This window comes from Pelistega ratti, from assembly GCF_009833965.1.
Lineage (GTDB): Bacteria > Pseudomonadota > Gammaproteobacteria > Burkholderiales > Burkholderiaceae_B > Taylorella > Taylorella ratti.
On sequence record NZ_CP047165.1, the window covers coordinates 556,699 to 572,143 of the forward strand.

Consider the following 15,445-nt stretch of genomic DNA (forward strand, 5'->3'; position numbering starts at 1 on the left):
TTGTCGAATCGCTTTATTTAATCATTAAATGACTTCGACTCCTTGTTGAATATAGATCGTTGATGAGCCATCACCTAGAGACCATGTGTCGTAGCTAATGCCATCTTTCTCAACAGTAGCCCCTTTCGACCATGTTTTGGCAGCAGTTGAAATGAGAGTTTCTCCTAACCCATTAGGGGTCAATTGATAACCGATATTCACTTTATCGTCTGCACCACCTTTAATATAAATAGGATCTGCGGATTTATTTACATTAGCGGCATTTACATTCGTTAAAGTATTTGCACCGCTGCCGTTAAGATCAATGGTTTCAACATTTAGAATGTTTGCGAAGTTAATGGTTCTGCCCGCACCTGTAACAGTAAGCGTATCATTACCTTCACCGCCATTAAATGTACCATTAAAGTCTCCACCAACGGTTACAGTATCGTTACCAGCACCAGTTTCGATTTTACTGTTACCGACAACATTACCTTCAATGGTAATTTGGTCATTACCATCACCTGTTTTAATCGTACCGCCATCAGCAGCAGTACCTAGGTTATCCTTGATGGTTACCTTATTATCACCATTAGCAAGATCCATATCGCCAACATACGAACCTTTTTCAATAGAAATAATATCTTTACCTGCACCACCGTAAATAGTTGAGCCATGACCTATTGTGTCGATAGTGCCAGTACCTGTTATTACTAAAACATTCTCATGTGTCGCTAAATCGGTATTGTTATCATTACCGAGGCTACGACCTGAACCATCTTGGTAAGTTGGTAGGTAGGTACTTGGCATTGTTCTACCGCTACCTAGATCAATATCACCATTGGCAATACCACCTACTGTAACTGTATCGCTACCACTGCCGGTATAGAGATAGCCATTTGAATGAGTACCAATTTTAATCGTATCATCTCCTGCCTCAGCAAAAATATACGCATCCTTGATGTCTTTCGTATCAGCAAAATCATCACCTAACTCGTAGGTATCATTACCTTCACCAAGATAAAGTCTGGTTTTAGAAAGTTGTTTACCACGAATCTTAACAATATCATCACCTTTACCAGTATCAATAGTCGATAGTGATTTATCACCATCAGCTTTCTCTCTTGAGCTACCCGTATCGGCCCAGTTAGCAAAATTACCTGCTGTACTTGATGCTGCAGCATTTGAATAATAACCGATGTATAGTTTATCGCCACGGTCGGTCATAATAATGGCATCACCAAAGTCTTTAGCTCCATCTTTACCAGAGTCAGTACTCACTGTTTTTGCTGTATTAGATACGGCAAGTGTCTTGTTGTAGGTTTTCTCTAAATGAGAGGCTGATTCACCATACGCCAGTGACATATCACCATTTAAATGAGGTAATGCCACAGGGTTTGCATCTAAAATTAAACCAATCGCACGTTCTCCACTATTATTGGCATTGTCTAATGCCCCTACGGTATATTTGTCATCCGTACTCGCTTGGATAGTAGCGATAACAGTTTCAGATCCTTCAAAGTTAAAGGTATCACTATCTTCTTCACGAATTGGATTAACGATAAAGCTTGCAGATGTTTGTCCTGCCGGTACTTTAACCTCAATCACTTTATAAGTAACGTCTTTAGTTTCATCACCTTCACCAATGGTTTCTGTTACCTCTTGTTGATTGATGATGTTTTCACCCGTAACCGTATAATCCTCTGCTGTGGCTTTACCGGTTAGTTTTACTTTCACCACCGTATCGGTTGCTTTCGGTTGATCGACACTAACAGTATAGGTTAGCCCTGTACTTGCTTGTGTATCTTCTTCCGTTGCTGGATACAGTACATCTTCCGTAATATCACCTTTAACAGTGATACTCACGGTTGGAGGTGTTTGTTCTACTTCTGCAATAGCTGCCTTGGTTGAGATATTCTCACCTAGTACATAGAAATTACCATTACCACCCGTTTTGCCTTGCGCTTCACCAAATTCAAATGCCGCTCTAGCAATCCTTGCTTCAATCACTTCTGTACCTTCGGTAGTATTATCTTCCTTAGGTGTTAAAGTAAAGTGAGCAGAATCCTCCCCTCTGAATACGGTAACGACAACAATAGATCCCTCCTGATCAACTCTTGCACCATCATTAGTAGTCATACCGTTTGGATACCACTTCGCATTTGCACCTTCTTCAATGGTGTATTCATTGGTTGTTGCACCTGTTAATTGAATAGCGACTTTGTAGTCTTTCTGTGCCACTTCACTTAAACTAACGGTATAAGTGAGTTGACTTCCCACAAGCCCTTCATAAGCCGTTGCTAATTGTTCACCATTAACTTCTTTGGTGTCGTTAGCATTGACACTTAATTCAAGTATTGCTGGATTACCCGGTAGCTCTGCACTCGTATCTGCATAACCCAAACGATTTCTTACAGCAGATTCAGTTGCTTCACCGACATTACCCAGTGCATCGGTTAAAGTCACTTTTACATCAATTGCTCTACCACCAGTACGAGGAGCCGTTACAAGGACATCTACCGAACCTTTCGCAATATCTATTGCATCTAAAACCTTACTGCCAGACTCTGCAAGAGTATGTGGTTCACTTAACTCATCAAAAATGTAGTTATCATCCTCGTCATACCCAACTTCTCTGAAACCACCACTATTTACTTCATAGCTTAAGGTTTCCCCTACTTTGGCATCCTTCGGTAGATCAAAGGTAAGGCGCATTTTGCCTTCTTTATTGACTTCTCCTGAATAAATTTCTTGCTCAATATCATCAATCAAGTCTCTTTTTGAGCCAGAGAACATCTGCTGTAAATCCTCAGAGACCGACACTGAAAAATAAACGCCATTATCTTCTGAGTCTAAATGCTCTTTAAAGTAGTCAGGTCCACCAATGGTAATACCGATCGCTGCTGAGGTATCTCGGGTCGCTTCTGCTTTACCTGCTGTACTCATCACTGATGCATCATCTGCTGCGGTTATGGTCGCAGACACGTTGAGTTTTGCTCCATCTGCTGGGGCAGTTACAGACTGCGTAATGGTTTGACCAATATCGGCTGCTTGTACTGTATAGGTAATTGGCGCAGTATCTGTATTAGTCGTTAGTGTTAAGGTATCGCCAGCTTGTGCATCAGCAGGAATAGCGATTTTAACGCTAACTTTTTCAACCGCACTTTCACCGCTACCGGTAGTTGTGATCTCATCTTTGGTGAGGTATTCCACATTATCACCATAAGGTGAATCTTCTTTTGTACCAATGATTACGGTTGGTGCAGAACGACCTGATCCAACTTCGTATGGTTTTGGTGCTGATACGATGTCACCTTTGTTGCCTGCTGCATCAGTAGCCGTAACGGTTGCAGTTACTTGCTTATCAGTGGCATTGACGAGTTTTTCGGTTGGTACGTCAATGCTAAATGTACCTTCTGTATTTACCGTGCCATTACCGATCGCTTCATCACCAACTTTAACTACAACCGCATCACCTTCTTTAAACTCACCAGTTACGTTACCTGTTACAGTTTGTGTAGCCTGTTTCGCTTCCGCAGGATCAACTTTATTATCATCGCCTGCAACTGTATCTACGGTAATTGTTGTGGTTGAGCTGTCTGGTGCAGTGGTGTCGCGAGTCGCTTCATCAGGCACAGGGGTACTTTCGTTACCGGCTGGGTCTTTCACTGTCGCGTTCACTTTCAGTTTCTCACCTTCATTTGGTGCCGGTACTTCAACGGTTGCTTTGCCATTATCAATATCGTCTTTTGTTAAGACTTTCTCAACCGGTTCGCCATTTTCTGGGGTTACAACGACTTTATCACCTACTTTGGCATCGTCTGGTAAACCTACGGTCACCGGCACTTTGCCGTCCTTCACTTCTGATGGAGTAATAAAGTCGTCACCATTGCCAATCTCAACCGAGGTCGGCTTACTTGGTGCTTTGGTATCTACGGTCGCACGGTCTTCTCCCTCTAACGAGCTGTTGCCCGCAGGGTCTGTTACTTTCGCTTTCACGACATTCTCTTGACCTTCCACGACTGGGAAGCTCACTTCTTTTCCGTTCGCAATTTCATCTGCTGTCAACGTGAAAGTCTGCGTTGTGCCGTCCGGGTTGGTCACTGTTAAGGTATCACCCGCTTCATAACCGGCATCCACCGGGAAGGTAATGGTCGCTTTCGCTTGACCGTCCGTTACCTCGGTGCTGTTTAATTTCTCGTCACCGCCGTCTTGGATAGCCACGACCGGTTTACCGTCTTCATCCGCTTCACCGTTGTTGTCTTTGTCGCCCGGGACTTTGGTGTCACGTGTCGCTTCGTCTGATTTCGGTAAACCTTCGTTACCTGCTTCATCCACCACTTTCGCGTCCACTTTCAGTTTCTCACCTTCATTTGGTGCCGGTACTTCAACGGTTGCTTTGCCATTATCAATATCGTCTTTTGTTAAGACTTTCTCAACCGGTTCGCCTTTCTCTGGCGTTACCACCACTTTATCACCTACTTTGGCATCGTCTGGTAAACCTACGTTTACAGGCACTTTGCCGTCCTTCACTTCTGATGGAGTAATAAAGTCGTCACCATTGCCAATCTCAACCGAGGTCGGCTTACTTGGTGCTTTGGTATCTACGGTCGCACGGTCTTCTCCCTCTAATGAGCTGTTGCCCGCAGGGTCTGTTACTTTCGCTTTCACGACATTCTCTTGACCTTCCACGACTGGGAAGCTCACTTCTTTTCCGTTCGCAATTTCATCTGCCGTTAAGGTAAAGGTCTGCGTTGTACCATCTGGGTTGGTCACCGTTAAGGTATCACCCGCTTCATAACCGGCATCCGCTGGGAAGGTAATGGTCGCTTTCGCTTGACCGTCCGTCACCTCGGTGTCGTTTAATTTATCGTCACCACCGTCTTGGATAGTCACGACCGGTTTACCGTCTTCATCCGCTTCACCGTTGTTGTCTTTGTCGCCCGGGACTTTGGTGTCACGTGTCGCTTCGTCTGATTTCGGTAAACCTTCGTTACCTGCTTCATCCACCACTTTCGCGTCCACTTTCAGTTTCTCACCTTCATTTGGTGCCGGTACTTCAACGGTTGCTTTGCCATTATCAATATCGTCTTTTGTTAAGACTTTCTCAACCGGTTCGCCATTTTCTGGGGTTACAACGACTTTATCACCTACTTTGGCATCGTCTGGTAAACCTACGTTTACAGGCACTTTGCCGTCCTTCACTTCTGATGGGGTAATAAAGTCGTCACCATTACCAATCTCAACCGAGGTCGGCTTACTTGGTGCTTTGGTATCTACGGTCGCACGGTCTTCTCCCTCTAACGAGCTGTTGCCCGCAGGGTCTGTTACTTTCGCTTTCACGACATTCTCTTGACCTTCCACGACTGGGAAGCTCACTTCTTTTCCGTTCGCAATTTCATCTGCCGTTAAGGTAAAGGTCTGCGTTGTACCATCTGGGTTGGTCACCGTTAAGGTATCACCCGCTTCATAACCGGCATCCGCTGGGAAGGTAATGGTCGCTTTCGCTTGACCGTCCGTCACCTCGGTGTCGTTTAATTTCTCGTCACCGCCGTCTTGGATAGCCACGACCGGTTTACCGTCTTCATCCGCTTCACCGTTGTTGTCTTTGTCGCCCGGGACTTTGGTGTCACGTGTCGCTTCATCTGATTTCGGTAAACCTTCGTTACCTGCTTCATCCACCACTTTCGCGTCCACTTTCAGTTTCTCACCTTCATTTGGTGCCGGTACTTCAACGGTTGCTTTGCCATTATCAATATCGTCTTTTGTTAAGACTTTCTCAACCGGTTCGCCTTTCTCTGGCGTTACCACCACTTTATCACCTACTTTGGCATCGTCTGGTAAACCTACGTTTACAGGCACTTTGCCGTCCTTCACTTCTGATGGAGTAATAAAGTCGTCACCATTGCCAATCTCAACCGAGGTCGGCTTACTTGGTGCTTTGGTATCTACGGTCGCACGGTCTTCTCCCTCTAACGAGCTGTTGCCCGCAGGGTCTGTTACTTTCGCTTTCACGACATTCTCTTGACCTTCCACGACTGGGAAGCTCACTTCTTTTCCGTTCGCAATTTCATCTGCCGTTAAGGTAAAGGTCTGCGTTGTACCATCTGGGTTGGTCACCGTTAAGGTATCACCCGCTTCATAACCGGCATCCGCTGGGAAGGTAATGGTCGCTTTCGCTTGACCGTCCGTCACCTCGGTGTCGTTTAATTTATCGTCACCACCGTCTTGGATAGTCACGACCGGTTTACCGTCTTCATCCGCTTCACCGTTGTTGTCTTTGTCGCCCGGGACTTTGGTGTCACGTGTCGCTTCATCTGATTTCGGTAAACCTTCGTTACCTGCTTCATCCACCACTTTCGCGTCCACTTTCAGTTTCTCACCTTCATTTGGTGCCGGTACTTCAACGGTTGCTTTGCCATTATCAATATCGTCTTTTGTTAAGACTTTCTCGACTGGTTCGCCATTTTCTGGGGTTACAACGACTTTATCACCTACTTTGGCATCGTCTGGTAAACCTACGTTTACAGGCACTTTGCCGTCCGTGATTTCATCTTTGGTAATGTAATCATCACCATTACCAATGGCTACCTCTTTCGGCGCTGATGGAGCTGTCGTGTCAACCGTAACGGATTCGCTACCTTCTTTCGATTCGTTACCTGCTGGATCTTTTACTTTCGCTGTAACAGTAATAGCGGTAGTATCCGCTATCACAGGAACATCTTCTTGATGATAACCCTTCTCTAACATCTCTTCGGTAACCGGTACTTTTTTAGGAACACCATTAATCGTTACAACTAATGTGTCGCCTTTCTCTGTACCATCAGGAATAGTAATAAAGACTGGCGTGCTATTATCATCACCTACTTCTTTACCGCTTAATTTGCCATCGCTATTTTTATCTTCACCAAAGACAATGTTTGGTGCGCCGTCTGTATTAGCCGGTACGGTGTCATTATTACCATCATTATCTTTATCAATAGGTAATGTGACATCTTTGGTGCTGTCATCTTTATCGTCAACTTCACCATTACCGTCCGTATCGCCCGGGACTTTGGTGTCACGCGTCGCTTCATCTGATTTCGGTAAACCTTCGTTACCTGCTTCATCCACCACTTTCGCGTCCACTTTCAGTTTCTCACCTTCATTTGGTGCCGGTACTTCAACGGTTGCTTTGCCATTATCAATATCGTCTTTTGTTAAGACTTTCTCAACCGGTTCGCCTTTCTCTGGCGTTACCACCACTTTATCACCTACTTTGGCATCGTCTGGTAAACCTACGTTTACAGGCACTTTGCCGTCCTTCACTTCTGATGGAGTAATAAAGTCGTCACCATTGCCAATCTCAACCGAGGTCGGCTTACTTGGTGCTTTGGTATCTACGGTCGCACGGTCTTCTCCCTCTAACGAGCTGTTGCCCGCAGGGTCTGTTACTTTCGCTTTCACGACATTCTCTTGACCTTCCACGACTGGGAAGCTCACTTCTTTTCCGTTCGCAATTTCATCTGCTGTCAACGTGAAAGTCTGCGTTGTGCCGTCCGGGTTGGTCACTGTTAAGGTATCACCCGCTTCATAACCGGCATCCACCGGGAAGGTAATGGTCGCTTTCGCTTGACCGTCCGTTACCTCGGTGCTGTTTAATTTCTCGTCACCTCCGTCTTGGATGGTCACGACCGGTTTACCGTCTTCATCTGTTTCACCGTTGTTGTCTTTGTCGCCCGGGACTTTGGTGTCACGTGTCGCTTCGTCTGATTTCGGTAAACCTTCGTTACCTGCTTCATCCACCACTTTCGCGTCCACTTTCAGTTTCTCACCTTCATTTGGTGCCGGTACTTCAACGGTTGCTTTGCCATTATCAATATCGTCTTTTGTTAAGACTTTCTCGACTGGTTCGCCATTTTCTGGGGTTACAACGACTTTATCACCTACTTTGGCATCGTCTGGTAAACCTACGTTTACAGGCACTTTGCCGTCCTTCACTTCTGATGGGGTAATAAAGTCGTCACCATTACCAATCTCAACCGAGGTCGGCTTACTTGGTGCTTTGGTATCTACGGTCGCACGGTCTTCTCCCTCTAACGAGCTGTTGCCCGCAGGGTCTGTTACTTTCGCTTTCACGACATTCTCTTGACCTTCCACGACTGGGAAGCTCACTTCTTTTCCGTTCGCAATTTCATCTGCCGTTAAGGTAAAGGTCTGCGTTGTACCATCTGGGTTGGTCACCGTTAAGGTATCACCCGCTTCATAACCGGCATCCGCTGGGAAGGTAATGGTCGCTTTCGCTTGACCGTCCGTCACCTCGGTGTCGTTTAATTTCTCGTCACCGCCGTCTTGGATAGCCACGACCGGTTTACCGTCTTCATCCGCTTCACCGTTGTTGTCTTTGTCGCCCGGGACTTTGGTGTCACGCGTCGCTTCATCTGATTTCGGTAAACCTTCGTTGCCTGCTTCATCCACCACTTTCGCGTCCACTTTCAGTTTTTCACCTTCATTTGGTGCCGGTACTTCAACGGTTGCTTTGCCATTATCAATATCGTCTTTTGTTAAGACTTTCTCGACTGGTTCGCCATTTTCTGGGGTTACAACGACTTTATCACCTACTTTGGCATCGTCTGGTAAACCTACGTTTACAGGCACTTTGCCGTCCTTCACTTCTGATGGAGTAATAAAGTCGTCACCATTGCCAATCTCAACCGAGGTCGGCTTACTTGGTGCTTTGGTATCTACGGTCGCACGGTCTTCTCCCTCTAATGAGCTGTTGCCCGCAGGGTCTGTTACTTTCGCTTTCACGACATTCTCTTGACCTTCCACGACTGGGAAGCTCACTTCTTTTCCGTTCGCAATTTCATCTGCCGTTAAGGTAAAGGTCTGCGTTGTACCATCTGGGTTGGTCACCGTTAAGGTATCACCCGCTTCATAACCGGCATCCGCTGGGAAGGTAATGGTCGCTTTCGCTTGACCGTCCGTCACCTCGGTGTCGTTTAATTTATCGTCACCACCGTCTTGGATAGCCACGACCGGTTTACCGTCTTCATCCGCTTCACCGTTGTTGTCTTTGTCGCCCGGGACTTTGGTGTCACGTGTCGCTTCGTCTGATTTCGGTAAACCTTCGTTACCTGCTTCATCCACCACTTTCGCGTCCACTTTCAGTTTCTCACCTTCATTTGGTGCCGGTACTTCAACGGTTGCTTTGCCATTATCAATATCGTCTTTTGTTAAGACTTTCTCGACTGGTTCGCCATTTTCTGGGGTTACAACGACTTTATCACCTACTTTGGCATCGTCTGGTAAACCTACGTTTACAGGCACTTTGCCGTCCGTGATTTCATCTTTGGTAATGTAATCATCACCATTACCAATGGCTACCTCTTTCGGCGCTGATGGAGCTGTCGTGTCAACCGTAACGGATTCGCTACCTTCTTTCGATTCGTTACCTGCTGGATCTTTTACTTTCGCTGTAACAGTAATAGCGGTAGTATCCGCTATCACAGGAACATCTTCTTGATGATAACCCTTCTCTAACATCTCTTCGGTAACCGGTACTTTTTTAGGAACACCATTAATCGTTACAACTAATGTGTCGCCTTTCTCTGTACCATCAGGAATAGTAATAAAGACTGGCGTGCTATTATCATCACCTACTTCTTTACCGCTTAATTTGCCATCGCTATTTTTATCTTCACCAAAGACAATGTTTGGTGCGCCGTCTGTATTAGCCGGTACGGTGTCATTATTACCATCATTATCTTTATCAATAGGTAATGTGACATCTTTGGTGCTGTCATCTTTATCGTCAACTTCACCATTACCGTCCGTATCGCCCGGGACTTTGGTGTCACGCGTCGCTTCATCTGATTTCGGTAAACCTTCGTTGCCTGCTTCATCCACCACTTTCGCGTCCACTTTCAGTTTTTCACCTTCATTTGGTGCCGGTACTTCAACGGTTGCTTTGCCATTATCAATATCGTCTTTTGTTAAGACTTTCTCGACTGGTTCGCCATTTTCTGGGGTTACAACGACTTTATCACCTACTTTGGCATCGTCTGGTAAACCTACGTTTACAGGCACTTTGCCGTCCTTCACTTCTGATGGAGTAATAAAGTCGTCACCATTGCCAATCTCAACCGAGGTCGGCTTACTTGGTGCTTTGGTATCTACGGTCGCACGGTCTTCTCCCTCTAACGAGCTGTTGCCCGCAGGGTCTGTTACTTTCGCTTTCACGACATTCTCTTGACCTTCCACGACTGGGAAGCTCACTTCTTTTCCGTTCGCAATTTCATCTGCTGTCAACGTGAAAGTCTGCGTTGTGCCGTCCGGGTTGGTCACTGTTAAGGTATCACCCGCTTCATAACCGGCATCCACCGGGAAGGTAATGGTCGCTTTCGCTTGACCGTCCGTTACCTCGGTGCTGTTTAATTTCTCGTCACCTCCGTCTTGGATGGTCACGACCGGTTTACCGTCTTCATCTGTTTCACCGTTGTTGTCTTTGTCGCCCGGGACTTTGGTGTCACGTGTCGCTTCGTCTGATTTCGGTAAACCTTCGTTACCTGCTTCATCCACCACTTTCGCGTCCACTTTCAGTTTCTCACCTTCATTTGGTGCCGGTACTTCAACGGTTGCTTTGCCATTATCAATATCGTCTTTTGTTAAGACTTTCTCGACTGGTTCGCCATTTTCTGGGGTTACAACGACTTTATCACCTACTTTGGCATCGTCTGGTAAACCTACGTTTACAGGCACTTTGCCGTCCTTCACTTCTGATGGGGTAATAAAGTCGTCACCATTACCAATCTCAACCGAGGTCGGCTTACTTGGTGCTTTGGTATCTACGGTCGCACGGTCTTCTCCCTCTAACGAGCTGTTGCCCGCAGGGTCTGTTACTTTCGCTTTCACGACATTCTCTTGACCTTCCACGACTGGGAAGCTCACTTCTTTTCCGTTCGCAATTTCATCTGCCGTTAAGGTAAAGGTCTGCGTTGTACCATCTGGGTTGGTCACCGTTAAGGTATCACCCGCTTCATAACCGGCATCCGCTGGGAAGGTAATGGTCGCTTTCGCTTGACCGTCCGTCACCTCGGTGTCGTTTAATTTCTCGTCACCGCCGTCTTGGATAGCCACGACCGGTTTACCGTCTTCATCCGCTTCACCGTTGTTGTCTTTGTCGCCCGGGACTTTGGTGTCACGCGTCGCTTCATCTGATTTCGGTAAACCTTCGTTGCCTGCTTCATCCACCACTTTCGCGTCCACTTTCAGTTTTTCACCTTCATTTGGTGCCGGTACTTCAACGGTTGCTTTGCCATTATCAATATCGTCTTTTGTTAAGACTTTCTCGACTGGTTCGCCATTTTCTGGGGTTACAACGACTTTATCACCTACTTTGGCATCGTCTGGTAAACCTACGTTTACAGGCACTTTGCCGTCCTTCACTTCTGATGGAGTAATAAAGTCGTCACCATTGCCAATCTCAACCGAGGTCGGCTTACTTGGTGCTTTGGTATCTACGGTCGCACGGTCTTCTCCCTCTAACGAGCTGTTGCCCGCAGGGTCTGTTACTTTCGCTTTCACGACATTCTCTTGACCTTCCACGACTGGGAAGCTCACTTCTTTTCCGTTCGCAATTTCATCTGCTGTCAACGTGAAAGTCTGCGTTGTGCCGTCCGGGTTGGTCACTGTTAAGGTATCACCCGCTTCATAACCGGCATCCACCGGGAAGGTAATGGTCGCTTTCGCTTGACCGTCCGTTACCTCGGTGCTGTTTAATTTCTCGTCACCTCCGTCTTGGATGGTCACGACCGGTTTACCGTCTTCATCTGTTTCACCGTTGTTGTCTTTGTCGCCCGGGACTTTGGTGTCACGTGTCGCTTCGTCTGATTTCGGTAAACCTTCGTTACCTGCTTCATCCACCACTTTCGCGTCCACTTTCAGTTTCTCACCTTCATTTGGTGCCGGTACTTCAACGGTTGCTTTGCCATTATCAATATCGTCTTTTGTTAAGACTTTCTCGACTGGTTCGCCATTTTCTGGGGTTACAACGACTTTATCACCTACTTTGGCATCGTCTGGTAAACCTACGTTTACAGGCACTTTGCCGTCCTTCACTTCTGATGGGGTAATAAAGTCGTCACCATTACCAATCTCAACCGAGGTCGGCTTACTTGGTGCTTTGGTATCTACGGTCGCACGGTCTTCTCCCTCTAACGAGCTGTTGCCCGCAGGGTCTGTTACTTTCGCTTTCACGACATTCTCTTGACCTTCCACGACTGGGAAGCTCACTTCTTTTCCGTTCGCAATTTCATCTGCCGTTAAGGTAAAGGTCTGCGTTGTACCATCTGGGTTGGTCACCGTTAAGGTATCACCCGCTTCATAACCGGCATCCGCTGGGAAGGTAATGGTCGCTTTCGCTTGACCGTCCGTCACCTCGGTGTCGTTTAATTTCTCGTCACCGCCGTCTTGGATAGCCACGACCGGTTTACCGTCTTCATCCGCTTCACCGTTGTTGTCTTTGTCGCCCGGGACTTTGGTGTCACGTGTCGCTTCGTCTGATTTCGGTAAACCTTCGTTACCTGCTTCATCCACCACTTTCGCGTCCACTTTCAGTTTCTCACCTTCATTTGGTGCCGGTACTTCAACGGTTGCTTTGCCATTATCAATATCGTCTTTTGTTAAGACTTTCTCAACCGGTTCGCCTTTCTCTGGCGTTACCACCACTTTATCACCTACTTTGGCATCGTCTGGTAAACCTACGTTTACAGGCACTTTGCCGTCCGTGATTTCATCTTTGGTAATGTAATCATCACCATTACCAATGGCTACCTCTTTCGGCGCTGATGGAGCTGTCGTGTCAACCGTAACGGATTCGCTACCTTCTTTCGATTCGTTACCTGCTGGATCTTTTACTTTCGCTGTAACAGTAATAGCGGTAGTATCCGCTATCACAGGAACATCTTCTTGATGATAACCCTTCTCTAACATCTCTTCGGTAACCGGTACTTTTTTAGGAACACCATTAATCGTTACAACTAATGTGTCGCCTTTCTCTGTACCATCAGGAATAGTAATAAAGACTGGCGTGCTATTATCATCACCTACTTCTTTACCGCTTAATTTGCCATCGCTATTTTTATCTTCACCAAAGACAATGTTTGGTGCGCCGTCTGTATTAGCCGGTACGGTGTCATTATTACCATCATTATCTTTATCAATAGGTAATGTGACATCTTTGGTGCTGTCATCTTTATCGTCAACTTCACCATTACCGTCCGTATCGCCCGGGACTTTCGTGTCAATGCTAATCGGTGCATCAGTTTCTTTCGACACATTACCCTCTGGATCTTCAACTTTACCAACCACGGTATAATCACCGTCTTTCACTTTACCATCATCGTCTGTCGGTAATTTATCTTTCGGGATCGTCACTTCAATCGGTGTACCAGGTGTCCAGCCTTCTGGGATTTCTTTCTCCACTTTCACTGGCTCATTTGTATCTGGATCAACCACTGGATTGCCATCTTTATCTTTCAACTCAACAACAACTTTATCACCTGGTTTTGTGTTATTTTTCGGTGGTGTGACTTCAACTTGAACACCGTCTTTCAGTTCTTCTGCATTGATACCGCCATTACTATTTTCAGGAACATCAACTTTTGGTAGATTATCAGTATCTTTTGTTTCAACCGTCGTTGGGTCAGACTTATTCCCTGATGGGTCTTCGGTTTTCGCCGTCACATCGGTACCACCTTTAATATTATTTTCAGGAATGGTAATCACCCCAGTCTCAGGATCCACCGTAATATTATCATTTGGATTTGGATCAACCCATTTACCAGTAGTTGGATCTTTTTCCACTACTAACGTTTCTGGTTTACCGTCTTCTTTCGTGTAATCCACCGTGGTTTTGCTTGCATCGTCTTTTGGTGTCACAACCACAGAACCATCGTCTTTGGCTTCCACGTTTGGGGCTGATGGTGCATCCGTATCTTTGGCTTCTACCGTGGTTGGGTCAGACTTGTTCCCTGATGGGTCTTCGGTTTTCGCCGTCACATCGGTACCGCCTTTGATATTATTTTCAGGAATGGTAATCACCCCAGTCTCTGGATCAATGGTTGGATTGCTACCTTCTGGTTTCTCGGTGATTTCCCATTTTCCGGTCTCTGGATCTTTCTCTGCCACGACTTTGCTTGGTTTACCGTCTTCATCGGTATAATCCACGGTGGTTTTGCTTGCATCATCTTTTGGTGTCACGACCACAGAACCATCGTCTTTGGCTTCCACATCTGGGGCTGGTGGTTTGTCGGTATCTTTAGCTTTTTCGGTGGTCGGCTCAGACTCATTCCCCGTTGGGTCTTCTGTCTTCGCGGTCACATCGGTACCGCCTTTAATATTATTTTCAGGGATAGTAATGACCCCAGTCTCTGGATCAATCGTTGGATTGCTACCTTCTGGTTTCTCTTTGATTTCCCATTTACCCGTTTCTGGATCTTTCTCTGCCACGACTTTGCTTGGTTTACCATCTTCATCGGTATAATCCACGGTGGTTTTGGTCGCATCGTCTTTTGGTGTCACGACCACAGAACCATCGTCTTTGGCTTCCACGTCTGGGGCTGATGGTGCATCCGTATCTTTAGCTTCTACTGTGGTTGGGTCAGACTTATTCCCTGATGTGTCTTCGGTTTTCGCCGTCACATCAGTACCGCCTTTGATATTATTTTCAGGGATAATAATGATACCAGTATCAGGATTTACCGTAATATTGTCATTCGGATTTGGATCAACCCATTTACCAGTAGTTGGATCTTTTTCCACCACTAACGTTTCTTTTGTACCATCTTCTTTCGTGTAATCCACGGTAGTTTTAGTTGAATCGTCTTTTGGTGTTACCACGACTGAACCATCGTCTTTCGCTTCTACATCAGGTTTAGATGGTGGTGTCGTATCAGCTGGGCTACCTTTACCGCCGCCACCATTACCACCGCTACCTGCAGCAATGGCAATCCCTGCTATCGGTACTAATGCTAATAACCACCATGGGTTAAATGCCCAGAATGCAGAACTTAATTCTTCACCACCCAATGCTTGTGGCGCAGCTACTTCATCTGCTAGCATACTCACCGCATCAAGTTTTTCACCTGACTCGGGAACATACGCATAAATATTACCATTCTCATGTTGACCCACTAAGAGATTACTTACCTCTTCATTTTGGTCATCACCGTAATAACCTTGGATAACAATATCCGCATTCAAATTGCCATCTTCTAAAAAGATTTGTAAATCTTTTCCAGATCTTTTTGCGATAATATTTTGTGGACCAAAACCAGTTGCATCATCAATGAGTTGATAGTTTGAATTGGCTCTGGCATCAATCACTAATACTTCACCTTGATTAATGTTGTGGTTAGCAATGACTTTCTTGGCACTTAATACTTTTAATGTTACTGACATAATGTTTATTCCTTAATCGATACAA

At 46.0% G+C, this 15,445-nt stretch carries 1 protein-coding gene; it reads right to left on the reverse strand.

Features of this window, described 5'->3' with window-relative positions; genetic code table 11:
* Positions 1 to 24: 24 nt before the first annotated feature.
* Positions 25 to 15,420, reverse strand: coding sequence for an Ig-like domain-containing protein (locus tag F9B76_RS02375; RefSeq protein WP_159990649.1), 15,396 nt, complete (start codon positions 15,418 to 15,420; stop codon positions 25 to 27).
* Positions 15,421 to 15,445: the final 25 nt, after the last annotated feature.